The sequence below is a fragment of the Microvirga sp. 3-52 genome, from assembly GCF_018383585.1.
Classification (GTDB): domain Bacteria; phylum Pseudomonadota; class Alphaproteobacteria; order Rhizobiales; family Beijerinckiaceae; genus Microvirga.
This window is the reverse complement of record NZ_JAHAMK010000001.1, coordinates 266684-292046: the sequence shown is the minus strand read 5'-3', so window position 1 is coordinate 292046 and position 25363 is coordinate 266684. Positions and strand designations below refer to the sequence as shown.

The window sequence follows — 25363 nt, the reverse complement described above, 5'->3', positions numbered from 1 at the left end:
TCTTCCTCCCTTTTCAAACACCTCTCGCCGGCTCTCAGGCCGCCGATGAGGATTCCACGGACTGATCTGCCGCCGTCGTTCCGGCAATGATCAGTTTGATCCCCGCATTCTCGATCATGGTTCTGGCCGAATCCGGGATGGCGTCATCGGTAATCAGCGTGGAGACACGATCGAGAGGACAGAGAATGAGGCTGGAGCGGCGCTGAAACTTGGTGGAATCCACCATCAGAACCAGTTCGTCGGCCTGATTGATCAGCTTCTGCTCAGCCTGGATGATCAGGGCGTCCTGCTCCATGACGCCGAGCGCGCCGACGCCCTGGGCACCCATGAACATGCGGCGAGCGTAGAAATTGCGCGTCACGTCATTCTCGAACGGCGAGAGAATGATGCTCTGGTCACGATAGATCGATCCGCCTGGCAGCATCACCTGGTTCTTGGAATGCTTCACGAGATGCTCGGCGATGGCGAACGAGTTCGTGAAGACCTGCAAGCGGCGGGCCGTCAGATAATGCACCATCTGGAACGTGGTGGTGCCACCATTGATGATGATGGCATCCCCTTCCGTGCACAAAGCAACGGCCTCCCGGGCGATGGCCCGCTTCTTGGCGACGTTCTCGCCTTCAGACACGCGAAACGGCTTGGCCGCAAGACTGCCGATTTGGGCCGGATGGAGGGCCTCTGCTCCTCCGCGGACGCGGCGCAGTCGCCCTTGAACGTGCAGGGCCGCGATATCGCGGCGGATCGTGGCCTCCGAGGCGGAGGTCAGCTCCACAAGATCCTGGACGGTCGCGACCGGCTTCTCCTGGACGGCGCTCAGGATGATCCGGTGCCTTTCACGTTCGTGCATGGTCCCTCAACAACGCGGCTCAAGAAAGATCGGGAGGATCGAGTGCCTTTCAGATTCATGCAAGTTCTGGCTTAGACTGCTCACCGGACCAATCACAGTCAATCAATATCCGCATACCACCTTCGTATCATGATCATTATTGATCAAATTTGATTGGTTCTGGTTGACAATGCTGGGGGCTCCCGCCACCTTTCCGCTCAAATCCGGGGCATCCTACGGCCTCACGAGCAGCCAGGAGGAAACTGTGGACACCGCGACGCAAGCCGTCAAACTCCTCGAAAATCACTGGGACGACGCAAAGGCAGCCACCCTCGACGAGCCGGGCCTGCTGCTCTACCGCTCCAATCTTCTCGGCGCCGACAAGCGGATCACCAATTACGGCGGCGGCAATACATCGGCGAAAGTGACCGAGACCGATCCGCTGACGGGGGACAAGGTCGAGGTGCTCTGGGTCAAGGGTTCGGGCGGCGACGTCGGCACGATCAAGCTCGACGGCTTCGCGACGCTTTATATGGACAAGCTGCGGTCGCTGAAGACCATCTACAAGGGCGTGGAGGACGAAGACCGCATGGTAGGCTTCCTGCCCCATGCCACCTTCAACCTCAACACCCGGGCGGCCTCGATCGACACGCCTCTCCACGGCTTCCTCCCCTACAAGCATGTCGATCACATGCACCCCGATGCGATCATCGCGATCGCCGCGTCCAGGAACTCCCGTGAACTGACCCGGGAGATTTTCGGGGACGAGATCGGATGGCTGCCCTGGCGCCGCCCCGGCTTCCAGCTGGGCCTCGACCTAGAAGCTTTCGCCAAGGCCAACCCCAACGCCAAGGGCGTGGTGCTCGAGAGCCACGGCCTGTTCACCTGGGCGGATGACGCCAAGGATTGCTACGAACTGACGCTTCGGATCATCAATCAGGCCATCACGTGGTTTGCCGAGAAGACGGCGGGCAAGTCGGCTTTCGGCGGCGCCGTCACGTCCAGCCTTTCGCGGGATGAGCGCCGCAGGATCGCAGCGCGCCTGATGCCGGAGATCCGCGGCAAGATCGGCCAGGCGGAGCGCAAGCTCGGTCACTTCGACGATCAGGATGCGGTGCTCGAATTCGTCAACTCGGCCGACCTGAGGCCCCTCGCCCAGCTCGGCACCAGTTGCCCCGATCATTTCCTGCGCACCAAGATCCGCCCGCTCGTCCTCGACTTCGATCCGAAGGCCCCGGATGTCGATGCGGTGCTCGCCGGTCTCGATGACGCGCTGGCGGTCTATCGGGCCGACTACACGCGCTACTATGAGCAGTCGAAGCATCCGAACAGCCCGAAGATGCGCGACCCCAATCCGGTGATCTTCCTGATCCCCGGAGTCGGCCTGCTGTCCTTCGCCCGCGACAAGGCAACGGCGCGCATCGCGAGCGAGTTCTACGTCAATGCCATCAACGTGATGCGCGGCGCCTCCTCGGTGTCCGAGTACCAGGGGCTGCCCGAGCAGGAAGCCTTCGACATCGAGTACTGGCTGCTCGAGGAAGCCAAGCTCCAGCGCATGCCGAAGCCGAAGAGCCTTGCCGGCCGCGTGGCCTTCATCACCGGCGGCGCCGGCGGCATCGGCCGTGCCACCGCCGAACGGCTGGTGGGTGAAGGCGCCTGCGTGGTGCTGGCGGATATCGATCAGGACTCGCTGGCCTCCACGGTGGAGGATTTCTCCAAACGCTTCGGGCAGGACGCGGTGCGCGGCGCGAAACTCAACGTCACGAGCGAGCCGGAGGTCCTGTCCTCCTTTATTGAGGCCAGCGTCGAATTCGGCGGCATCGACATTTTGGTGTCCAATGCCGGCATAGCCTCCTCGGCTCCCGTGGAGGAGACCGATCTGGCGATGTGGAACCGCAACATCGACATCCTCGCGACGGGCTACTTCCTCGTCTCGCGGGAGGCCTTCCGACTGTTCCGGCGCCAGAAGCTCGGCGGCAATATCGTCTTCGTCTCGTCGAAGAACGGCCTCGCCTCCTCGCCCAATGCATCGGCCTATTGCACCGCCAAAGCCGCCGAAATCCATCTCGCCCGCTGCCTGGCGCTGGAGGGAGCAGAAGCTGGAATCCGCGTGAACACGGTCAATCCGGACGCGGTCCTGCGCGGCTCCAAGATCTGGACCGGGGAATGGCGCGAGCAGCGCGCCGCTTCGTCGAAGCTCGCCGTCGACGAACTGGAGGAGCATTACCGCAAGCGCTCTCTGTTGAAGCTGAACGTGTTCCCGGAGGACATTGCCGAGGCGATCTACTTCCTCGCATCCGATCTTTCAGCCAAGTCGACCGGCAACATCATCAACGTGGATGCGGGCAACGCGACATCATTCACGCGCTAAGATCCGCACCAGCGCATCGTGCGGACCCAGAGGGCCGCGTCAGCGAAAAGTGGCCCCGGTTTTCCGCACGATGCGCTGCTCAAGGAATTGAGCATCAGATTGGATCCCAAAAGTGGATCCACTTTTGGGTCCGATGCTCCAGGGAGGACGCCATGACCGAACAGAGGATTGCGGAAGCGATCATTTCCGCGGAGAACGAGAAGCGCATGAGCGCCTTGAGGGCGGATTACGATGCTCTGGGTGCCAAGCTCGCGCGCGATGGCATCGACATCGATGCCGTAACCGGCCAGGTCGCGCAGTTCTTCGTGGCGGTCCCGTCCTGGGGCGTCGGCACGGGCGGCACCCGGTTCGCGCGCTTCCCAGGCACCGGCGAGCCGCGCAACATCTTCGACAAGCTCGATGATTGCGCCGTGATCCATCAGCTCACCCGCGCGACACCAACGGTGTCGCTCCATATCCCCTGGGACAAGGTCGATGATCCGAGGCGCCTCAAGGCCCATGGCGACGCCCTGGGGCTCGGCTTCGACGCCATGAACTCCAACACCTTCTCCGATGCGCCGGGTCAGGAGAAGAGCTATAAGTTCGGCTCCTTGAGCCACACGGACGCCGCAACGCGCCGGCAGGCCATCGAGCACAACATCGAGTGCATCGAGATCGGTCAGGCGATCGGCTCCAAGGCTCTGACGGTGTGGATCGGCGACGGCTCGAACTTTCCGGGGCAGACGAACTTCACCCGGAGCTTCGAGCGCTATCTCGATTCCATGAAGGCCATCTATAAGCAACTCCCGGACGATTGGCGCATCTTCTCCGAGCACAAGATGTACGAGCCGGCTTTCTATTCGACCGTCGTGCAGGATTGGGGCACCAACTATCTGATCGCAACGGAGCTTGGCGACAAGGCCTATTGCCTCGTCGATCTCGGCCACCATGCGCCGAACGTCAATATCGAGATGATCGTCGCCCGCCTGATCCAGTTCAAGAAGCTCGGCGGCTTCCATTTCAACGACTCGAAATATGGCGACGACGATCTGGATGCCGGTGCCATCGATCCCCACCGCCTCTTCCTCGTCTTCAACGAGCTGGTCGATGCCGAGCACCGCCGGGCCGAGAACTTCCACCCGGCCCATATGATCGATCAGTCGCACAACGTGACCGATCCGATCGAGAGCCTGATCCGCAGCGCCAACGAGATCCGCCGCGCCTATGCCCAGGCGCTTCTCGTGAACCGGAAGGCACTCGAAGGCTATCAGGACGACAATGATGCCCTTATGGCCTCGGAGACGCTGAAGACGGCCTATCGGACCGATGTCGAGCCGATTCTGGCAACGGCGCGCCTGCAGGCCGGCGGCGCCATCGATCCGATTGCGGCCTACCGCGCCAGCGGCTATCGCCAAAATGTTTCGAAGGAGCGTCCCGCCGTCGTCGGGGGTAGCGGCGGCATCGTCTGAAGCATCTAGGTCATCCCCTTCAGCGACTCGGCATTCCCGCCGGTCTCACCCTTGTCCTTCCGAATGATGCTGATCGTTCCGTCGCCCTCGATATAGGCTCTCTTCACTTCCGAGCAGTGCTCGATCCCCTGCTCTCGAAGCTGACTGTCGAGCTCCTCCTTCGTGATCATCTCCTGCCGCATGTTCCGGGGCAGCATCCTGCCGTTGTCGATCAGCAGAAGCGGCGGGGGCCGGGTGAAACGCTGGAAGGCGGGGATGTGGAAGCCCAGCCAATCGATGGCGTAGTTCCAGAAGACGATGGTGAGAACCAGGATTGCTCCCTCGGTGATCGACTTGTACTCGTTCGCCATCGCATTCTGCGACGCATCGGCGATGAGGACGATCACGAGAAGGTCCGCCACCCCGATCACGCCCGTCTGCCGCTTGAGCAGAAATCTCAGGATCAGGAACAGCATGATATAGGTCATCGTCCCGCGAAGGATGATCTCGGGTATCGAATGAACGGGTATGAAAATCGCCTGCCAGTCGATCATCGCGGGACCCCATGTAGTTGAGCGCTTATGCGCAAGCCGGAAGGATGAAGGCAGGGATGCCATGCCAAAGGATGACGAGAAGCGAGAACCCGTTGATCAGCGCGCCAGTCTGGCTCATGAACCGATCCGCCGGAGCGGCGCGATCCCCTGCCTGTCCATAAAGCCGAAGCGACCAGGCCAAGGCCAAGGCGGTGACGGCGAGAGCCGCGAGCGTCGCAGCCAAGATGATCGCTTGAACATTTCCCACGCCGAGCATCGTCGCGCCGACCCATCCGCGGCCGCACAGCGTCGATGTCGCTCCATAAATAACGGTGAACTGGACCGCCCATGCGACAAGGCCGGCGAGCATCAGGAGAACCTGCCCTGTCCGTTGCCCGGTCATACTAGAGGCCCCCGGTCAGGCGAGGGAAGCCATAGACGACCATGAGACCGACCAGGCCCTGGCCGACGGTGTAGCACCAGAACAGCATGGTGTTATCGAACGTCGTATGGCGGACGCTGTCGAGCTTGCCGGCGAGCCAGCGGGCTATCGTATAGAGTCCCATGATGAGCGTCGTCAGCACGAAGAAGATCTGCAGGGAGGCGATGGCGTAGACCGCCGCTCCATAAGCGTGGGCTGACGGACTCAAGCCGGATTGCCATTGCGCCCATAGATCCAATGCGGACGCTGCGGCCACGAACAGGAGCGCGACGGCGATGAGAACCGGTACGGAGCCCGGGCTGCGGCGATCGTCCCCCCTCAGCGTGCGGCTGGCACAGGCGATCAGGGCCGCGCTGATGCTGTAGAGAGCGGCGGCGGCGAAGGGCCAGAACCGGTCAGGAAGTTCGACCCCTTGAGGCGGCCATGCACCCGGATTCACGAGCCACAGGAAGAGGTAGGAGAAAATCAGGCAGGTGAAGACCATGCCCGAAACCACCATGAGAACGATCATCGCCCACCAGGAATGGTTCATCGGGCCGGCGACATAGACCGGGATCACGACGCCGCCGCCGATGTCGGCCGGCGGACGGACCGGCCCGGGATCGGTCTCCCAGAGCCACCAGATCACGCAGCCGATCGCGAGCACCCCACAGATCGTCGATATGAGAACGAATTTCACCGTCAGGAGCAGGAAGAAGGCGGCCGTGAACACGGCGGCCAACACCGGCTGCCATCCGGGTCCCGGAACCTGCAGGATGTATTGCGGCCTGGCGTCGAACGGGCTCGTCACGAGGGCCTCGCGTCCTCCCGTGGCCGTCCCCGGCAGATAATAGCGCCCGTCCTCCACGTCCTTTGGCAGGTTCGGCTGATCCCAGAGGGGATCGCGGCTGATGACGGACGGGATGCTGCGGGTGTTGTAGTTTCCGTTCGGCAGCCACTCAAGCGTGCTGGCGTTCCAGACGTTGCCCGCGTTGTCCTCGCCCGCGAAGCGGAAGTTCCTTGCGAGATCGACGAGGAAGAGCGCGACGCCGGCAGCCAACATGAAGGCTCCGATGGTGGACACGAGATTGAGCGCGTCCCATCCCATGCCGACCGGATAGGTATAGACGCGCCGCGGCATGCCGATCAGGCCGGTGATGTGCATCGGCAGGAAGGTGATGTTCATGCCGAGGAACATGAGGCCGAAAACCCAGCGCCCGAGCCGCTCGGACAGGGGACGCCTGCTCGCCACCGGCACCCAGTAATAGAAGGCTGCGAAGAGCGGGAACACCATGCCGCCGATGAGGACGTAGTGCAGGTGCGCCACGACGAAGTAGCTGTCATGGGCCTGCCAGTCGAAGGGAGCCATGGCGACCATCACGCCGGTGAGGCCGCCGAGGGTGAAGATGAACAGGAAGCCGATGACGAAGAGCGAGGGCGTCGTCAGCTTCATGCGCCCCGACGCGATGGTGGCGATCCAGGCGAAGACCTGGATCCCGCTCGGCACGGCCACCGCCGTGCTGGCCGCCGAGAAGAAGCTCAGGGACATCTTCGGCAGGCCCGTGGCGAACATATGGTGCACCCACAGGCCGAAGGAGAGAAAGCCCGTGGCGATCAGCGCCAGCACGACCAGGCGATAGCCGACGAGCGGCGTCTGCGCCATCGTCGGCACGATCATCGACACCATGCCGGTCGCGGGCAGGAAGATGATGTAGACCTCCGGATGGCCGAAGAACCAGAACAGGTGCTGCCACAGGAGCGGATCCCCGCCCCGCTCGGCGATGAAGAAGGGCCAGTCGAAGGCGCGCTCCAGCTCGAGCAGCAGCGTGCCAAGGATGATCGCCGGAAAGCCGATGACGATCATGACGGCGAAGACCAGCATGGCCCAGGAGTAGACCGGCAGCTTGTCGAGGCTCATGCCGACGGCGCGGGTTTTCATCACGCCGACGATGATCTCGATCGCCCCCGCGATGGCCGAGATCTCGATGAAGCCGATGCCCAGAAGCCACCAATCTGCGTTGTCGGCCGGTGAGTACCTGGTACTGGTCAGCGGAGGATACATGAACCAGCCGCCATTAGGCGCAAGGCCGAAGAAGATCGTGCAGAAGAACACGAGACCGCCGACGAAATAGGCCCAGAAGGCATAGGCCGAGAGGCGCGGAAACGGCAGGTCCCGGGCCGCCTGCATGTTCGGCAGGAGATAGACGCTCGCCGCCTCCACGGCCGGAACGGCGAAGAGGAACATCATCACCGTGCCGTGCATGGTGAAGAGCTGGTTGTAGAGATCGTGACCGACGAGGTCGCTTTCCGGCGCCGCCAGCTGCGCACGCATGATCAGCGCGAGGATTCCCGCCAGGATGAAGAACAGGAACGCCGTGCCGACATACCACAGGCCCACATAGGTATTGTTGACCGCCGTGATGAAGCTGATGCCGCGCGGGGGCTCCCAGGCTTTCTTGAGCGCCTCGAACTCGCCCTCGGGACGCGGCAGGGGGTTGGGAGGATCCGGTTCTCGCGGTTCGAAGGATCTGGGGCGCTCGGGCACGTTCATTTCAAGCTCTCCAGATAGCCGGCAAGCGCGCGAAGATCCTCACCCGTGAACGAGCCGTAGGACGGCATTCGCACCCCCGGCTTGATATGCTGCGTGTTGGCGATCCAGCCGGCGAGCGTGCCGATATTGTTGGGAAACTGACCCGCCCCGATCGTGCGCCTGCTGCCCACATGGGTCAGGTCGGGCCCGAACGCCCCGTTGCCCTCCGTGCCGCGCACCACATGACAGGACCCGCATCCGGCAATGCGGAACAGTTCCCGGCCGCGCGCGAGATGTGGAGCGTCCGGATCCTGCGCCGGCTTCGCCTGCGCGGCCCGCCAGGCCTCGAAGGCGGCAGGCTCCAGCGCCACCATGTCGAAGGCCATGCGGGCATGCTGGTCGCCGCAGAACTCGGCGCAGACGCCGCGATAGATCCCGGGCCGTTCGGCCGTGAAGTTGAGGCGGTTGATGCGCCCCGGGATCATGTCGATCTTGCCGCCGAAATTCGGGATCCAGAAACTGTGGATCACGTCGGCGGAGGTCACAGACACCGTCACCGGCCGCCCGACGGGAACGACGAGCTCGTTGGCGGTGGCGAACTCGGGCTTCCCGCCTTCGACTGGATATTTCACCCGCCACCAATATTGCTCTCCGATAACCTCGATGGGCAGCGCGTCCGGCATCGGCACGTCCGTGTCGCGCATGACGATGAGGCCATAGGGCAGAAGCGCCGAGAGGATCACGATCGGAAAAGCGAGCCCGCCATAGACGATGGTCCTGCGGCTGCCGAGCCAAGCCCGCCGCTCGGGCGGAGCGAAGATCGCGTAAAGCAGAAGCCCGGTGACGAAGAGAAAGATCAGAGTGCCTCCCACCGTCATGATCACGGTGAGCCAGTAGATCTGCCGGGCGTCGCCGCCTGCCGGATCGAGCGCCGATTGCACGCCGCTGCAGCCCATGAGGGACAGCACGCACGCAAAGGCTGCCGCACGCGCCGTCGCCGCGCGCAGCCGCCGCGGGGCGTCACGCCATGTCGCTTCGAGATCCATCTGCCCTACATGGGTCTTGCATGCACTGAACGGATAAGCTTGGCCGTGAGACTTGGTTCCCGCAAAACATCCTGCAACAGGCCTCCAAAAAGCGAACTCGGCCTCGCCGCCGCATTGGCAGCTCTCCTGTCCAGCCGCCCTGCCTTTGCCCATGGAACAGCGCCTCACGGGCCGGACGATCTCTGGCATTCCTGGCATGCCGACCCTCTCGTCACAATTCCTCTCGTCACATCGAGCCTGCTGTTCATCCTCGGCGTGTGGCGTCTGCGAGGACATTTCGGTCGTCTTCTGCCGGGTTTCGGCATGCCGCAGATCCTCTGCTTCGCCGGGGGCATCACCGTGCTGGCCATCGCGCTCCTCTCGCCGCTGGAGGGGCTCTCCAAACCGCTCCTGTCCGTCCACATGGTCCAGCACATCCTCCTGATCGCGGTCGCTCCGCCCCTCCTCGTCCTCGGCAAGCCGGAGGTCGCATGGCTCTGGGCGCTCCCCGAGCGCCGGCGGCGCGGGCTGGCCCGCAACGGACCGATGAGAGCGGCGCTCACTTTCCTTTCGCCGTGCGCGAGACCGATTCCGGCCGCGATGATCCATATGGCGACCCTGTGGATCTGGCACAGCCCGACGCTCTTCGATGCCGCCCTCGCATCCGACCGGCTTCACTGGCTCGAGCATGTTCTCTTCTTCGGAACCGCGCTCCTGTTCTGGCGCGGCGTCATCAAAGCCCGGTCGGGCCGCGAGGGCGCGGCGGCCGCCCTGATCGCGTGCTTCGTCACCCTGCTGCAGAGCGGACTCCTGAGCGCCCTTCTCAGCTTCGCCCGGGAGGCCCTGTATCACGCGCCCGACACGGCCAGCTGGGGCCTGAGCGCCCTGGAGGATCAGCAATTGGCGGGCGCGATCATGTCCCTTCCCATGTGCGGGATCTATCTCGTCACCGGTCTGCTCATGGCATTCCGGCTCGTGACGCCGCCGGGGCGGGAACGGAGGAAGCCATTGCCGGTTTCCCCGCCGGACCTCCTCAAGCAAAGTTCATGACCGGTCACGCCCTCATCCCCAGAGTGATCCTGGCGGCCCTTGCTGCGCTCTCCGCGTGCAGCGACTCGCAGGAGCCGTCCGCCGCGTTGAGAATTGCGGGCGGCGAGCCCGAGCAGGGGCGCGCCCTGATCCAGTCCTATGGCTGCGGCACCTGCCACACGATCAGTGGAGTCAGAGGTGCACGAGGCCGGGTCGGTCCCGAATTGAACGATTACGCGCAGCAGCATCTTCTCGCGGGCTTCCTGCCGAACACGTCTCAGAATCTGATCGCGTGGCTGGTCGATCCCGTCGCGTTGAAGCCCCGAACCGGCATGCCCGCCCAGGGCCTGACGGAGACAGAGGCGCGCCATATCGCAAGCTATCTCTACACTCTTGGCGACAGCAAGGTCCGGGTCTACCCCCCTGATCCGCCACTCCCCCTCCGTGGTCAGGAGGAGACAACGGTCGATCTCCCGGAGCCGCCGCCCGTTCCACTGGAGACGCAGCCCCGGACACGCCGCGCCGTCCCGGACCGGGCCGCCCCGATGTGACGAGTTAAGGCTCTGCGGCGGCTTCCTCCGCATAGGTGGGACGAAGGTGCATCACGATTGCGAGCGCCGCGACCCAGAGGCCCGCAAGACTTGCGAACAGGCCCAGATCGAACCAGGACGGATCGCCTCGGGGCTGAAGGATCCAGATGACGTGCGTTGCATGATGCAGAAGTGCAAGCGCGCTTCCCACGATCATGCCGATCCGGTTCACCCCGGAGGGAACCAGCACCACGATCGCAATCAGCATCAGGCCGTATGAGGCGGCGAGAAGAGCGAGGCTTCCCGGATCGGAGCGCCTGATATACCACTCCGCCCCCTGTGGCAGATTGGCGAGCCAGACGATCACGAACTGCGCGAACCATGTCCAGATTTTCAGCAGGGCGAGCGTCAGCAATGCGCGCTCCAGGCTTTTCATGCGCGCAGGAGAGGCAGGCTCACTTTTGAGCAAGGTTAGAAGGATCGCCATAGCGAGGGCGGCAAGAACCTGGCTGAGGCCGAAAGCGAACCCGAACAGGCTCGACCACCAATGCGGCTCGCGCGACAGAACCCAGTCATAGGCTGCGAAACTCATGACCGGAGTCAACAGGGCCAGACCGACGGCGCTCGTACGGCGCACATTTGGCGTCCGGATCAGCCAGAACGCCAGCCCGATGCAGACCGCCAGATAGATGGCGCTCCTCATCAGATAGAAGGCAGGGCTCAGGAAAGCGGCCCGCAGCGACGGCAGGTCGCCCCGCCAGGTCGCCCACGGAAAGAGCTGCTCGAGCCCGAAGGCAGGGGGAATGCCGAGAAGGAGCAGCAAAGGCAGCGTGAGCGCCGCAGCCTCCACCTCGCCGCGCACGGGAGCCAGCCAATGTTCGCTCATGAGATGGCCGATCATCAGCACCGCGAGACTGCCCATCGCGAGACCCGACAGGCTGACGAACACGATGTAGAAGACTTCCATCGAATTCATGGGCGTGCCGCCCCGCGATCCGGACCCGAGCCCGGGTCCCGGGCCTGCAAGGCTTTGACATAATGCGCGATGGCCCAGCGCTCCTCGGGAAGCACGCGGTCCGCATATGGGAACATCCGCCCCTTTCCGTTGGTAATCACCTGTACGATCTGCTCCGGCGACAGCGAGAGCAGGCGCTCTTCGTGATAGGAGGGCGGCGGCGGAAAGCCGCGCGAGACCACCGTCCCGTCGCCGCGTCCGCTGGAGCCATGGCATGGGGAGCAGAAGGCCCGGAACCGTTCTTCGCCCCGCGCCATGACGTCTCGTGTCACCTCCGGTCCAGGAGATGCAAGAGCCGCCTGCCGTGCGGCCGTTCCCCTGGCGATGGTTCCTGGAGGAACGGGCAGATAGGGTCTTTGGACCGTGCGGGTCGAGGCGACGGCATCCCGTTGCTCCGTACCCGTATCGCAGGCTGCCAGGAGTGCACTCGCGATGAAGGCAGCGGCTAAGCGCATGCGGGAACCTCCCGCACGATCTGCGGCGCCAGTCCCTCCAGGAAATTCCGGGTCGCCGCACTCTCGAAAAGCGGATCGTCGCTCAGGATGCAGAGAAAGAAGCGATCGTTGGAAGCACGCTCGAAACCATGAACCTCGAAGACGGGATGATGGAGCCGCGGCAGCCGCAGGATCAGAAGCAGGCCGATCAGGGTCGCGGCGCCCGCCCAGAGAATCGCGACAATCAGCGTGGACGGGATGAAGGCAGGCCAGCTGTCGAGCGGCCGTCCGCCGACGTTCAGGGGATAATCGACGGCATTCATCCAGTATTGAGAACCATATTGAAGGCCTGCGCCGACCAGCGCAGCCATGAATGCGATCCAGGGAATGACGGCGGTGCGAACGCCGAGTTCCTGGGCGAGATCCGAGAGCGGAAAGGGGCTGAACGCATCGAGCCTGGTAAAACCCGCACGCTTCGTTGCCTTGACGGCATCCGTCAGGGCTTCCGGGCTCCTGAATTCGGCCATGATGCCATAGAGGCGCTGCGTCATGAGGATTTCTCCTGATGCTCGTCATGCCGGGTCTCGAACATGGAGATCACCGGGAGAAAGCGAACGAACAGCAGCAGGAGCGCCGCAAACAGGCCGACGGTTCCAAGGAAGAGTCCCGTCTCGGCAAGGGTCGGGCTGTAGGTCCGCCAGATCGATGGCAGATGATCCATCTGGAGCCCGCCGACGATGATCGAGTAGCGGTCGAACCAGATTCCGACGCCGATGGAGAAGCCGACGAACACTCCGGCGATGGTGCTCCGGCGCGCCGCCTTCAGCCAGAGGAGCTGCGGGATCAGGATGCTGTAGACGATGGCCGTCCAGTAGAGACCCGCATACTCGCCGGTCATCCGGTTGAACGTCGCCTCCTGCGCGCTTCGATCCGCCAGGAGGGCCGAAACGATCTCGTCGAGATAGAGATAGCCCGACACGAGGGCGCTTGCGAGGGCGAGCTTGCCTAGAAGGTCGATGTCTCCTTCGTCGATGTACCGCTCGAGCCGCAAGCCCCAGCGCAGCAGCACGGTGACCAGGAGTACGATGGACAATCCCTGGGCCAGGCCAGTGGCCACGAAGTGAAGCGGCTGGCGGGTCTCGTGCCAGTCGGGCACGAGAGTCACGGCGAATTCGAAGGCGACCGTGCTCTGCATGATGAGGATCAGAGGCAGTACCAGGATGGCGACGAGGCGGTAGGCGCGCTGGTGATACGCCCAATCGCGCACCGAGCCCCGCCAGCCGAGGGCGAAGACGCCGTAGATGCGCTTCACGGCCTTACGCCGGGCGCGGTCGCGCAAGGTCGCGAGATCGGGGATCAGACCGACGTACCAGAGCAGGCTCGTGACGATGGCATGGGTGCTGATGGCCCAGAAATCCCAGGTCAGGGTGCTGCGGAACTGGGGCCAAACCTCGAAGGTCGCAGGATACGGGAATGTCCAGTAGAACAGCCAGGGACGCCCGAGATGGAAGATCGGGAAGATTCCCGCACAGATGACGGCGAACAGCGCGACACCTTCGGCGAAGCGGTTCACCGCCGTTCGCAGATCGTGGCGGCGCAATACCAGAATGGCCGCGAAGAGGCTGGCGCCGTTGGCGATGCCGATCCACCAGGCATAGTTGATCAGGTCGAAGCCCCAGACGAAGGGGATGTTCACACCCCAGACACCGACACCGAGGATCGTGACCGAGACCAGCGTATAGCCGAGGAGCAGCACGAGCGCGCCGGAGGCCAGGAGCGCAATCCACCAGATCCGACCGAAGCGACGGGAGAGCGGAACCTCCGCGACCGTGCTCGTGACGGCTTGGGCCTCGCTCCCCATCGGCTATCCCTTCTCGCGAGAGGATTCGATACGGGCGAGATAGGTCGTCCGCGGCTTCGTGTTCAGGTTGCCGAGCAGCGCATAATCGCGCGGATCTCGCTTCAGCCGGCTCACGGCGCTGCCGGGATCGTTGATGTCGCCGAACACGATGGCCCGGGTCGGGCAGGCCTGCTGGCAGGCCGTCACGATCTCGCCATCGCGCACGGGCCTGCCTTCGACATGCGCATCGGCACGGGCCGTGCCGATGCGCTGAATGCAATAGGTGCACTTTTCCATGACGCCGCGATCCCGGACCGTCACCTGCGGGTTCATGGCATCGGGAGAGGCGGTGTAGTCCGTACCCTGATAGTCGAGGAAGTTGAAGCGACGCACCTTGTAGGGACAATTGTTCGAGCAGGTTCGCGTGCCGATGCAGCGGTTATAGACCATGTCGTTGAGCCCCTCCGACGAATGCACGGTGGCGTTGACCGGGCAGACCACCTCGCAGGGAGCCTTCTCGCAATGCATGCAGGGCACGGGCTGGAAATAGGTATCCGGATTGGCGGGATCACCAGCATGGTAACGGTCGACCCGCAGCCAATGCATCTCGCGCCCCCTTGTCGCTTCCTCCGGCCCGACGACGGCGATGTTGTTCTCGGCCTGGCAGGCGATGACGCAGGCATTGCAGCCGATGCAGGCATCGAGATCGATGGCCATGCCCCAGGCATGGCCTTCATAAGGCCATTCCGGATAGAGCGAGGGATGCTCCGTTCGCTCCGGAACGGGGGCCTGGTCGGGTGCTACCACACGCACGATGTCGCGGCCCTGCAGCGAATGGTGCTGCTGCGTCGAGATGACCGGAAGCCGCTCGCCGGCCGTCCTGATCTCGCCCGTGGCGGTCCAGGGCTGGCGCGACGGGCGCACCGCATAGGCATCGAACCCGATGCCGTTGCCGATCCTGCCTGCGAGCTGGCGGCCATAGCCCAGCGTCAGCGTCACGGTACCGGGCGCATGGCCCGGGAGGATCCAGACGGGTGCGCGGATCACGCGCCCTTCGACCGTGAGATCGATGGCATCGCCCGAGGACAAGCCGAAGATGGCCGCCGTCTCAGGCCCGATGAGGGCCGCGTTGCCCCAGACCTGCTTGGTCAAAGGTTTCGGCAGTTCCTGCAGCCAGCCATTGTTCGCGAAGGAGCCGTCCCAGACGGAAGGGTCGGGAGCGAAGACCACATCGATTCCACCCGATGTGGCAGGAGCTTCCAGTTCGGCTGTCACACCGAACCGTTCGGTCAACGCGACCGTCGGTGACGCCGAACCCTCGACCACCCCATCCTCGAGCGAGTGTGCCCAGCGCTGTTCGAACCCGTCGCCCCAGGCCTCGCGCCACGTGGCCTGAACGAGCGCGCGCCCATCCAGATTCTGCCCCGCCATGAGGCCGAGGAACTCCTCTACGCTCAATCCCGGCTTCAACGGCATCGCCACAGGCTGTCTCAGCCCCACCGTGCCGTCGAAGGCTCGCAGGTCCCCCCAGCTTTCAAGCGGGTGGGCTTCGGGAATGTGCCATTGGCAGACGGCGGCTGTCTCATCCCGATGCTGCCCGAGATGCAGAGACAGCGGAACGCGGCGAATGAGCGAGGCCAGATCGATGTCCGCAGGCGCGGTATAGACTGGATTGCCGCCGAGAATAGCGAGACGGGATACCTCACCGGCCTCGATGGCCCCTGCCAGATCGGCGAGCGTGCGCAGATCCTCCGCCATCGTCCTGACAGGTTCGATGGCACGGATCGTCGTTCCGAAAGCGCCGAGCCCGGCATTGATCGCATGCACGAAAGCATGAACCCGGGCCGATTGCTCACGCCCTGCCACGACAAGACTGCGGGACCCGGCACCGCGCAGTTCGTCCGCCAGTTTCGAGATAGACGGATGCGGCGCGGGGATAGGCGCAGGGCCTGTGCCGAGAGCGGCCGCCAGCGCCTGAACGAAGGCTTCGAAGTCCCTCGGCCGAAGAGGAATACGCTCGTCCGCGCGGGCCCCGACAAGACTCGGCCGTGTCTCGACGGCGAAAAGACGAGGCAGCGCGCGATCCTGCATCCGCCGGCGTGCCTGGTAGTCGGCCGCATGGCGCAGATGCCCCGGCTCCTCGGCAAAAAGATCGCCGCCGAGGGTGACGACGGCGTCGGCCTGGGTCAGATCGTAGACGAGGTCGAGGTCCCGGCCGAATGCCGCCGTGGCGGCGACCCGTCTGTTGTCGTCGGCGATGGGTGAAAACACATGCCATTGGGCAAGTGGAAAGAGTTGCCGCGCCTGTGCCATAAGCCGCTGCAGGGTCGGCGACGAAGTCGGCGTCGTCAGGATATGAAGCCCCCGTCCCTCGGCGACAACGAGTTCGTTTCGGACGGGGCGGATGAAGCTCGTGAGTTCCTCCCAGCTTCTCGGGAAGCCATTCTGCAGAGGTGTGTCGGACCGGTCCGGATCATAGAGGGACAGGATCTCTGCCTGGGCAAACACGTCCGTTGCCCCGAGGCTTGCCGGATGCAGCGGATTTCCCTCGATCTTGATCGGTCGCCCCTCTTGAGCCTTCACCAGAACGCCCCGGCCATAGCCGTTCAACGGCAGCGATGTGGCAATGGTGACCGGCACCCCCGGCGTGTAGCCGGGCATATTGTGACTTTGGGACAGGAGCGGAGCGTTCCTGCCGGCCTCACTGCCGTTGCAGGCAGCAAGACCTCCCAAAGCCAAGGAGGCGCTCATGAGTCTGAGCAGGGTTCGCCGGTCGATGGACGAGGCCTGCACGATGTCCGGGAACTCGGCCTCCACATAGCGGCGCACCTCCGGCGCGTCGGCCAGTTCCTCCAGGCTGCGCCAGAGTCTCGATCCATCCTCGGCCGCGAGGCGGGCCCGCAGGGCGTCGAGATCGAATGGCGCTCCCTCACCCATGGCTTCTACCGGTGGCATGTGTTGCAGCTGGTGAGACGCCGGGACGCCTCCTGATAGAAGGCGCGCACGTCCTCCGGCAGGCCTTTGCCGTGCGGCTCATAACCCATTTCGAACACCGCCTCCCGCGGTCGAAGGTGCGGCACCGGATTGCGGTGGCAATCAAGGCACCATCCCATGGACATGGTTTGGGTCTTCACCGTCTTCGGCATCTGGTCCACCCGGCCGTGGCAGGTCTCGCAGGCGACCCCCTCGGTCACGTGAACCGCATGGTGGAAATAGGCATAGTCCGGCAGGCGATGGACGGAGGCCCACTCGATCGGCTGACCGAGGATGAAACTCGATCGGACCGGTTCGAGAACACTCGCCCCCACCCACACCTGCGAATGGCACGACATGCAGGTCTGGGCGGACGGCATGCCAGCGTCCGCCGCACGCTCCACGGTTGAATGACAGTATCGGCAATCGATACCGAGCGATCCGCTGTGCAGATCATGCCGGAAAGGGATTGGCTGCGCCGCCGGTTTGCCGACATTCCAGGTGCTGCCGGAACGTGCCCAGACATAGGCCATGGCACCCCCGGCCACGATCCCCAGGCACGTGAGCACGATGGCCACCCGGAACAGGGTGGTTGCCGCCGGTGTGAAGAGCTGCGCCATCGCCAGTGCCGCGCACCCTTTGCTGAATCAGGCAATGAGCCCGAGAAGAAGCTTCGCTGTTGACACAATCGGTTCAGCGGAGCTTCGTTCCCTCAGGATGTTCGAAGGTCGATGCGGTCAGGGTGGGTGAACACCTCGAAGGCATTGCTCCGAGCGATGCCTACCAAGGTGATCCCGCAGCTCTCCGCCACCCGCACGGCCAGAGCTGTCGGCGCAGAAATCGCTACCAGGATCGATGCGCCCATACGCCCTGTCTTCTGAACCATCTCGACGGATACGCGACTGGTCAGCAACACGATACCATCGGAACCCGGCTCTCGTGCTTTGGCAAGGGCTCCGGCGAGCTTGTCGAGCGCATTGTGCCGTCCAACATCCTCCCGAATGGCGACCACGCCTTTATCCGGGCGCCAGAAGGCCGCGCCATGTATGGCTCGCGTCTCGCGATTCAGGCATTGAGCCTCCGAGAGATCAGCCATGGCAGCTTTGATGGCGCCGGGCCGCAACCGAAGCGAGCCTGTGACCGGCCTGACCGGGCGCGCGGCTTCGGCAAGGGATTCCACACCGCATAACCCGCAGCCGACAGGACCTGCCAATGCGCGCCTGCGCATCTGGTAGGAGCCACCACATCGATCCGACAGCCACATCCTGATCTCACATCCGAGATCGTGCTCGACGATCTCCATTGACCCAAGATCGGCGGGGTCGGAGACGATCCCTTCGGACAGGCTGAAGCCGAGGGCGAAATCCTCCAGATCGGATGGGCTCGCCATCATCACCGCATGCGTCGACCCGTTGTAGGTCAGGGCCACGGGCGTTTCCTCCGGCACCATCCGCTCACCGGTGACACAAGCATCCTGTGCCACGCTCATGCGCGGCAGGCGGATGACGGGCGACAGGTGCAAGGTCATTCCGCCGCCTCCGGCTGCTGGTGCTGCAGAAGTTCAATACGGATCGGAATCGATTTCGCCGCCGGGACCTTGCTTTGATCCGCATGATGCCAAACCGGGATCAGCGGATTGCATTCCGGATAATAAGCTGCGCAGCAGCCTTCGGGAATCTCGTAGGGTGTAACGCGCAAGCCGCTCACCTGACGCAGGACGTCATCATCGACGGCGGTCGTGAGAGTGACAACATCTCCCTCCGCCAGCTTCAGACGAGCAATGTCGTTGCGGTTCATGAAGAGCACCATGCGGGTGCCTTTCACGCCCCTGAAGCGATCGTGATAGCCGTAGACGGTCGTGTTGAACTGATCGTTGGAGCGCACCGTCATGAGCTGGAAGACATCAGTATCCTGCTCTGCGATGCCGAGGTCTGCTTCGAGGCTCTTGGGCACGATGAAGTTGGCCTTGCCCGTCTTGGTCTTCCAGCGCCGTTCGCGTGCCGCGATGGGACGGTGGAAGCCCCCCGGCTGCCACATGCGGTCATTGAAGCTGCGGAAATCTTCCGGATAGGTTTCCTCGATCGCTTCGCGAACGCGAGCATAATCGGCCACCCACTCGTCCCAGGGTACCTTTTCGTTTACCGGCAGCGTCGCCTTCGCGATCTCCGCGACGATGCGCGGTTCTGACAGAAGATCCGGACTTGCGGGCTTGGCAACGCCTTTGGAGCCGTGGATGCAAGCCGTTGAATCCTCGACGGCCACGGCCTGAGGTCCCGTTTCCTGCTCGTCGATCTCGATGCGTCCGAGGCATGGGAGTATGTAGGAAATCTCACCGGGGATAAGGTGATTGCGATTGAGCTTGGTCGAGATCTGCACGGAAAGCCGCAAGCGGGTCCAAGACCGTTCCAGAGCCGCCGTCTCAGGCGCGGCCCGCACGAAGTTTCCGCCGAGAGCGACGAAAGCCTTGACTTCGCCCTTGATGATGCCTTCGCAGACTTCGACAGTCGTCATGCCCTTCCAGCGTGGCGGCTCGAACCCGTATTGCTCCTTGAGTTTGTCGAGAGGCACCAGTTCGGGCTTTTCCGCGATGCCGACGGTGCGCTGTCCCTGCACGTTGGAATGCCCGCGCACCGGACAGATGCCGGCACCCGGCTTGCCGATATTGCCGCGCAGGAGAAGCAGATTGACAAGCATCTGCACGTTCTCGACACCGGCTTTGTGTTGCGTCAGCCCCATGCCGTAGATCCCGATGACGGCATTCGCCCGAGCATAAGCGGTGGCAGCCGCCTCCAGTGTTGCCTGCGGGAGACCGGAGCGGCGCTCCAGCTCGGGCCACGACGCTTGCCGCGCGGCCTGGGCGAATTCTTCGAAGCCATGGGTATGCTCGGCGATGAAGGCATGGTCGAGAACGGGCTTGCCGCCAACCTCCCCTGTCCGGTCATCGGCTTCGATCAGGGATTTGGCCATCCCCATGAGCGCTGCGATATCGCCGCCGATCTTCAGCTGATGATACTGCGAGGAGATGCGCGTTTCCGAGCCCGTCAGCATCTCGGTCGGCGCCTGCGGATTGGTGAAGCGCTCGAGTCCGCGCTCCTTCAGGGGATTGAACGTAATGATGGGGACGCCGCGCTTCGAAGCCTCCTGGAGCGGGTGAAGCATTCGCGGACTGTTGGTGCCGACATTCTGGCCGAAGAACAGGATGCAGTCAGATTTCTCGAAATCGTCGAGGATCACAGTGCCTACGGAAACGCCGATGCTTTGAGGCAAAGCCACCGAGGTGCTCTCGTGGCACATGTTGGAGGAATCGGGGAGATTGTTGGTGCCATAGAGCCGGGCGAAGAGCGCCCACATATAGGAAGTTTCAAGCGACGCGCGGCCAGACGCATAGAGAACCACCTGGCGCGGATCGAAACCCTTCAGCTCCTGGCCGATCTCGTGGAACGCGTCCTCCCAGCTGACGGGCACATAGGTATCCGAGGCCGCGTCCCAGCGCATGGGATGTGTCAGGCGTCCGGCCTCCTCGAGATCGTGATCGGACCAGGTTCTGAGCTCCGAGAGGGTATGCTCGGCGAAGAACTCGGGCGTCACCCGCTTGGTGGTCAGTTCCCACGCCGTGGCCTTGGCGCCGTTCTCGCAATATTCGAAGGGGTGCGGATCCGCCGGCTTGGCCCAGGCGCAGCTCACACAGGCATAGCCGTCCGGCTTGTTCTGCTTGAGCAGAATCGCATTGCCGCTGACAAGACGCCCCTCCTTGGTCAGGATGCTCTCGACGGATTTAAGAGATCCCCACCCCCCTGCAGGCCCAGGATAGGGTTGGATCTTTGGCTCGTCGCTCATGGGGCCAGCCTCCCGCTTGCCGCCGTTCACGCGCGGCGGTCGACACAACTTATGTCAATGATCGGAAAGCCTGACCGTTCCGAGGAGGCGGACCAAGGCGATGAAAGTCACGGGCAGGACATCGGCGACGGCACATCGCTAGAATCTGCGGCCTGATGCCGAAAAACCTCATCAAACAGGCTAGACAGGGGGCATGCGGTTTGTTACACGCACGGCCTCTTCAGCGGACATCGCGCCGCTGAACTCGCTTCGGCGACGGGTGTGTAGCTCAGTTGGTAGAGCAGCTGACTCTTAATCAGCGGGTCCAAGGTTCGAATCCTTGCACACCCACCAATCTCTTCAGGAACACCACTCCAGAACGGGTCAGACCAGATCGGCCATGCCAAACGGCAAGGCCGCGTTCGGCGATCTCTCGAGCAGTTCGAGCCGTCAGCAAGCGGTAACCTTGCTACTTCGAAACATTCTCCGGCTTCGATGCTCACTGCAGACAGCGATGTCCGCAATCAGAAAAGTCGCTATCGGCCGCGCATCCCCGGCACGAACCGGGGATGCACGAGCATGAAGGAACGTTACTCCGCCGCGTGCTGGGCGTGCAGGCGTGCGCCGCGGCTCATAAGCTTGTTGAGGGCGCCCAGATAAGCTTGAGCGGAGGCGACCAAGGTGTCCGGATCGGCCGCGCGGGAGGTCACGCTACGGTTGTCCGCGGAGAGACGTACCGAGACCTCGGCTTGGGCATCCGTGCCCTCAGTCACCGCGTGAACCTGATAGAGCTCCAGAACCGCCTCGTGGGGCACGAGGGCCTTGATGGCGTTAAAGGTGGCGTCCACCGGACCGTTGCCCTCCTGCTCCTCGATGACGATCCTGTCGTCGACCTGAAGCCGCATGGTGGCGCGCTGCGGCCCACGGGTGCCGGCCACGATATGGAGCGAGACCAGCTTGATGCGGTCGTGGGCCATGGCGATGTTCTGGTCGACCAGCGCCTCGATATCCTCGTCATAGACGTGCTTCTTGCGGTCGGCGAGCTCCTTGAACCGCTCGAAGGCATCCTGGAACTGGTTGTCGGAGAGGCTGTAGCCCAGCTCCTCCAGCTTGTTGCGGAAGGCTGCGCGGCCCGAATGCTTGCCCATGACCAGAGAGGTCTTGGATACGCCGACGCTCTCCGGGGTCATGATCTCGTAGGTCTGGGCGTTCTTCAGCATGCCATCCTGATGGATGCCGCTCTCATGGGCGAAGGCGTTCCGGCCGACGATGGCCTTGTTGTACTGCACCGGGAAAGACGTGGCTGCCGAGGCCAGCTTCGAGGCGCGGGTCAGCATGGTCGCCTCGATGCCCGTCTCGTAGGGCAACACGTCGCCGCGGGTCTTGATCGCCATGACGATCTCTTCCAGAGCCGCGTTGCCCGCACGCTCGCCGATGCCGTTGAGAGTGCACTCGATCTGTCTGGCCCCGCCCTCCAAGGCGGCAAGGGAGTTGGCGACCGCAAGACCCAGGTCGTTGTGGCAATGGGCCGAGAAGATCGCCCTGTCGGCATTCGGCACCCGCTCCCGCACCGCCCGGAACATGGCGCGATACTCGTCCGGCGTGGCATAGCCCACCGTATCGGGCAGGTTGATGGTAGTGGCCCCGGCCTTGATGGCGGCTTCCACGCAGCGGCACAGGTAGTCGAGGGGCGTGCGCGTAGCGTCCATGGCCGACCACTCGACATCCTCGATCAGGTTCCGCGCCTGGGTCACCGTCTTGGTGATGATCTCCAGAACCTCCTCTTCCGACTTGCGCATCTGATGCGCCAGATGGATCGGCGAGGTGGAGACAAAGGTGTGGATGCGGGGCCTCACAGCGTGGCGCACGGCCTCGCCCGCACGGGCAATATCGGCCGAGATGGCGCGGGCGAGGCCGGCGACGGTGGCCCGCTTCACCTGCTTGGCAATCAGCGAGACGGCCTCGAAGTCGCCGTTAGAAGCAATCGGGAAGCCTGCCTCGATAATGTCGACCCCCATGGTGTCGAGCAGGTCCGCAACCTCGAGCTTCTCCTCCAGGGTCATGGTGGCGCCGGGGCACTGCTCGCCGTCGCGCAGGGTCGTGTCGAAGATCAGAACGCGGTCCTTGGAGGAGCCGGATACGGAAGCGGTCATTATTCTAGTCCTTCTCGGAGGGGGCGAGGCCGTCGGAAGTGTGATCCTGGGCGCTCAAGGTTGTTCCTGCTGGTCCAGAACCCCTGAGAGCCCAGGCGGCAACGCCCAGCCGACCCTCAGGGGCAGCTAAGGAGAAGGAGGCCAGGAAGACGCGCGCGATCGGCCGCGGGAGCGGGTCCGTTCGTCCATGCGCTGGGGAAGCCGATTATCATCGCTGCCCAAATCCTCCTCGGCCGCGGGCTTGAAGCCGCGAACAACGGGTTTGTTTGTAACGGGGCTTCGTTCAGATGGCAAGCCGTTGAAACAAACGAAAAGTCAAAGCTCGACGAACGTATGGGTTATGACTCGAGCCATGGGGGGCTGGTTTACGGCCAAATTGCCCTAGATCGGATGAAGCTTGGCCGTTATTCCCCTCCCTCGCCTAACCAGGAGTGTTTTCATGAGAACAGCGATCCTTTCCCTGTACCTGACGGGATTGCTGGCGCTGCCCCTGGCCGCCTGCAATCAGACCGTTTCGGCCCCTGCCCCCGCGAGCACCAGCGCCACGCCCTCCGGCTTCCGCATGCCGGAAGGATCGGGCTGCAAGGGCGAGATCGACCGATACCGCGCCGTGATGAGCAACGATCTTGCCATGGGGCACGTGAACCAGTCGGTCTACAACCAGGTCGACCGCGAGATCGGCCAAGCGGAGGCCGCCTGCGCCGGCGGGCGCAATGCGGAAGCCGTGCGCATGGTCAATGCCACGAAGTCCCGTCACGGCTATCTCTGATCGAAGACCCAGCCGAAGAACGATTGCAGGAACAGCGGCATCCGTTCCGGATCGATGTCCTCTTTCCCGTGGACGATCCGTACATCCTGCAATTCGGGCTCGTTCTGGGCCGCGATGTTGGCGCGGATTCTTGCAGCGCCCTCCTCCGCCGTGACCGGCAGGGTCACCATCCGCAGCAGCGCAATTGTCGGCCATCGCTGGACGACAATCCATTCATCGTCCACGTGATAATCATCCTCGGAAAGACCTGTCTCTTCAGCCAGTTCTCGCGTGAGACTGGTGGCAAGATCGACCGTGCCGTCCGGCCTTAGATCGGAAAGATCGGGCGTACCCGCGGCGAAATATATGCGGCCCGCATTGGTCGTGCCGTTCCCCATGACCCCGCAGATGAAGGCTCCGTCGGAGCCGCGCAGCGCTCCCATGGCAAATCCGTTGGCGATGGCGGGGTCCGGATAACCCTTGTCGATCCAGGCCACGAAATCCGCGTAATCGACCGCGAAATAGGTGTTGCGGCACAGATCCTGCTCGTATTCCACATCCTGGAGCAGCAGCACCCGTCCGTTGAACATCTGCGGCTTGCCTGCCGTGCGCCGTTTCCAGTTCTCCTCAATGAATTCCCGGTTCTGCTTCGGCCATGCCCAATCCAGCGGACGACAGAATGCCTCGACGCGGGTGACGCGCCGGATCTGAGGCTCACGATTCACGCCAGGATCTCGCCGCGGTTCATCATCACCGCGTGGCCACCGATCTCCGCCGAGACGAGGGCTCCGTCCTTGATCACCATCTGCAGGACGATCTCGCTCGGACGCCCCATTTCGACGCCCTGCTCGATGACGATGTTGTGCTCGCCGTCGCCCAGGGGCTCGCACTGCATGAGCGCGCCCGCGAAGGCGGCCGCAGCGGAGCCGGTCGCCGGATCTTCCGCGATGCCCATCCCCAAACCGAACATGCGGGCGCGGAAACGCAGGCCGTCTGACTGAGGGATCCGGGCATAGACATAAGGCGCCGGGTGGTCACTGTCGCCGAAGGCCTTGTCGAAGGCCTCGCCTTGCGGTTTTGATTTCGCCAGCGCGTCGAGAGAGGAGACCGGCACGAGATCGTAAGCGACGCCTGCCGAATGACGGCTCGGAACATGGCGGTCGAAGCCGATTTCCGTGGGATCGAGGCCGAGTGCCCAAGCACATGTCGTAGAGTCCTTGCCCTCCCCCCACACGAAGGGCAAGCGCGGCAGGCGAAACCGCGCCGTGCCGCCCGTCGCATCCTTCACCTCGACCGCACAGGGGACGATGCCGACCTGCTCCTTTAGGCCAAAGGCCACGGCGCCGTTCTCGCCGTTCTGATCAAGAAGTGCCAGCAGCACCGCCGTTCCCACGGTCGGGTGCCCGGCAAAGGGCAATTCGCGCGCCGGCGTGAAGATGCGGATATCGGCGCGCTGACGCGGCTCGGATGGCGGGAAGACGAAGACGGTCTCGGAGAGGTTGAACTCCTTGGCGATCCTCTGCATGCCTGCCGTATCGAGCCCCTCGGCTTCCAGAACGACCGCAAGTGGATTTCCGGCAAAGCGCTCGGAAGTGAAGACGTCGAGGGTGACAAAGCGACGGGACATGCGGACCAGACCTCTTCAAGGGCAGGAGAACATCGATTCTTCAGCACCGGATGAGGTACTGCCAC

The 25363-nt window shown here is 63.5% G+C and carries 21 protein-coding genes and 1 tRNA gene; 6 read left to right on the top strand and 16 right to left on the bottom strand.

Going from position 1 to position 25363, the window contains the following annotated elements; translation table 11 throughout:
* Positions 1-34: 34 nt before the first annotated feature.
* Complete coding sequence (locus KHP60_RS01405; RefSeq protein ID WP_213561743.1) at positions 35-847, bottom strand: DeoR/GlpR family DNA-binding transcription regulator; 813 nt, start codon at positions 845-847, stop codon at positions 35-37.
* Between the two features lie 244 nt (positions 848-1091).
* On the opposite strand from KHP60_RS01405, the gene KHP60_RS01400 reads away from it, so the two are divergent.
* Positions 1092-3197 (top strand): bifunctional rhamnulose-1-phosphate aldolase/short-chain dehydrogenase, encoded by a 2106-nt coding sequence (locus tag KHP60_RS01400; protein WP_213561742.1) that lies wholly within the window; start codon positions 1092-1094, stop codon positions 3195-3197.
* A gap of 152 nt (positions 3198-3349) precedes the next feature.
* Positions 3350-4645: an L-rhamnose catabolism isomerase gene (gene rhaI / locus KHP60_RS01395; protein ID WP_213561741.1), complete on the top strand. Its 1296-nt coding sequence runs from the start codon at positions 3350-3352 to the stop codon at positions 4643-4645.
* A gap of 5 nt (positions 4646-4650) precedes the next feature.
* Here the strand turns inward: rhaI and KHP60_RS01390 are convergent, their stop codons facing one another.
* The 4 genes from KHP60_RS01390 to coxB are packed head-to-tail and all read right to left on the bottom strand — an operon-like array spanning position 4651 to position 9154.
* A complete protein-coding gene (locus KHP60_RS01390; protein WP_213561740.1) occupies positions 4651-5178 on the bottom strand; it encodes a DUF421 domain-containing protein in 528 nt (175 codons plus the stop codon).
* Positions 5179-5203: 25 nt separating this feature from the next.
* A complete protein-coding gene (locus KHP60_RS01385) occupies positions 5204-5560 on the bottom strand; it encodes a hypothetical protein (RefSeq protein WP_213561739.1) in 357 nt (118 codons plus the stop codon).
* Position 5561: 1 nt separating this feature from the next.
* Positions 5562-8129, bottom strand: a complete 2568-nt coding sequence (locus tag KHP60_RS01380) for a cbb3-type cytochrome c oxidase subunit I (protein ID WP_213561738.1) — start codon at positions 8127-8129, stop codon at positions 5562-5564.
* Complete coding sequence (coxB, locus tag KHP60_RS01375) at positions 8126-9154, bottom strand: cytochrome c oxidase subunit II (protein ID WP_249688394.1); 1029 nt, start codon at positions 9152-9154, stop codon at positions 8126-8128. Before coxB ends, KHP60_RS01380 begins: the two co-directional genes overlap by 4 nt.
* 45 nt (positions 9155-9199) lie before the next feature.
* Between coxB and KHP60_RS01370 the strand changes: the two genes are divergently transcribed.
* Both KHP60_RS01370 and KHP60_RS01365 read left to right on the top strand, forming a co-directional pair.
* Positions 9200-10183, top strand: a complete 984-nt coding sequence (locus KHP60_RS01370) for a cytochrome c oxidase assembly protein (protein ID WP_311924528.1) — start codon at positions 9200-9202, stop codon at positions 10181-10183.
* Positions 10180-10713, top strand: a complete 534-nt coding sequence (locus KHP60_RS01365; protein ID WP_213561735.1) for a cytochrome c family protein — start codon at positions 10180-10182, stop codon at positions 10711-10713. The genes KHP60_RS01370 and KHP60_RS01365 overlap by 4 nt, the downstream gene beginning before the upstream one ends.
* A 4-nt stretch (positions 10714-10717) precedes the next feature.
* On the opposite strand, the gene KHP60_RS01360 is transcribed toward KHP60_RS01365, so the two are convergent.
* The 8 genes from KHP60_RS01360 to KHP60_RS01325 form a co-directional block, all read right to left on the bottom strand.
* Entirely contained in the window at positions 10718-11668 is a 951-nt protein-coding gene (locus KHP60_RS01360; protein ID WP_213561734.1) for a hypothetical protein, read from the bottom strand.
* On the bottom strand, positions 11665-12162 hold the full coding sequence (locus KHP60_RS01355) for a cytochrome c (protein ID WP_213561733.1): 498 nt from the start codon (positions 12160-12162) through the stop codon (positions 11665-11667). Before KHP60_RS01355 ends, KHP60_RS01360 begins: the two co-directional genes overlap by 4 nt.
* The gene (locus KHP60_RS01350) at positions 12153-12692 is read right to left on the bottom strand and encodes a DUF3341 domain-containing protein (RefSeq protein WP_213561732.1); all 540 of its coding nucleotides are present in this window, start codon (positions 12690-12692) and stop codon (positions 12153-12155) included. Before KHP60_RS01350 ends, KHP60_RS01355 begins: the two co-directional genes overlap by 10 nt.
* Complete coding sequence (gene nrfD / locus KHP60_RS01345) at positions 12689-14002, bottom strand: NrfD/PsrC family molybdoenzyme membrane anchor subunit (protein ID WP_213561731.1); 1314 nt, start codon at positions 14000-14002, stop codon at positions 12689-12691. The genes KHP60_RS01350 and nrfD overlap by 4 nt, the downstream gene beginning before the upstream one ends.
* A 3-nt stretch (positions 14003-14005) precedes the next feature.
* Positions 14006-16936 (bottom strand): TAT-variant-translocated molybdopterin oxidoreductase, encoded by a 2931-nt coding sequence (locus KHP60_RS01340; RefSeq protein ID WP_213561730.1) that lies wholly within the window; start codon positions 16934-16936, stop codon positions 14006-14008.
* Complete coding sequence (locus tag KHP60_RS01335; RefSeq protein WP_213561729.1) at positions 16924-17574, bottom strand: cytochrome c3 family protein; 651 nt, start codon at positions 17572-17574, stop codon at positions 16924-16926. The genes KHP60_RS01340 and KHP60_RS01335 overlap by 13 nt, the downstream gene beginning before the upstream one ends.
* A gap of 92 nt (positions 17575-17666) precedes the next feature.
* Positions 17667-18482 carry a formate dehydrogenase accessory sulfurtransferase FdhD gene (gene fdhD, locus KHP60_RS01330; RefSeq protein ID WP_213561728.1) on the bottom strand — a complete coding sequence of 272 codons (816 nt, stop codon included), beginning with the start codon at positions 18480-18482 and terminating at the stop codon, positions 17667-17669.
* Complete coding sequence (locus tag KHP60_RS01325; protein WP_213561727.1) at positions 18479-20791, bottom strand: FdhF/YdeP family oxidoreductase; 2313 nt, start codon at positions 20789-20791, stop codon at positions 18479-18481. The genes fdhD and KHP60_RS01325 overlap by 4 nt, the downstream gene beginning before the upstream one ends.
* 257 nt (positions 20792-21048) lie before the next feature.
* Here KHP60_RS01325 and KHP60_RS01320 point away from each other — a divergent pair.
* Positions 21049-21124, top strand: a tRNA-Lys gene (locus tag KHP60_RS01320).
* A gap of 236 nt (positions 21125-21360) precedes the next feature.
* Here KHP60_RS01320 and KHP60_RS01315 read toward each other — a convergent pair.
* On the bottom strand, positions 21361-22923 hold the full coding sequence (locus KHP60_RS01315; RefSeq protein WP_213561726.1) for a 2-isopropylmalate synthase: 1563 nt from the start codon (positions 22921-22923) through the stop codon (positions 21361-21363).
* A 439-nt stretch (positions 22924-23362) separates the two neighbouring features.
* Between KHP60_RS01315 and KHP60_RS01310 the strand changes: the two genes are divergently transcribed.
* Complete coding sequence (locus KHP60_RS01310; RefSeq protein WP_213561725.1) at positions 23363-23692, top strand: hypothetical protein; 330 nt, start codon at positions 23363-23365, stop codon at positions 23690-23692.
* Here the strand turns inward: KHP60_RS01310 and KHP60_RS01305 are convergent.
* Together KHP60_RS01305 and KHP60_RS01300 are read right to left on the bottom strand one after the other, a co-directional pair.
* A complete protein-coding gene (locus KHP60_RS01305) occupies positions 23683-24396 on the bottom strand; it encodes an NUDIX hydrolase (RefSeq protein ID WP_213561724.1) in 714 nt (237 codons plus the stop codon). The genes KHP60_RS01310 and KHP60_RS01305 overlap by 10 nt on opposite strands.
* Entirely contained in the window at positions 24393-25298 is a 906-nt protein-coding gene (locus KHP60_RS01300) for a PhzF family phenazine biosynthesis protein (RefSeq protein WP_213561723.1), read from the bottom strand. The genes KHP60_RS01305 and KHP60_RS01300 overlap by 4 nt, the downstream gene beginning before the upstream one ends.
* Between the last annotated feature and the right edge of the window lie 65 nt (positions 25299-25363).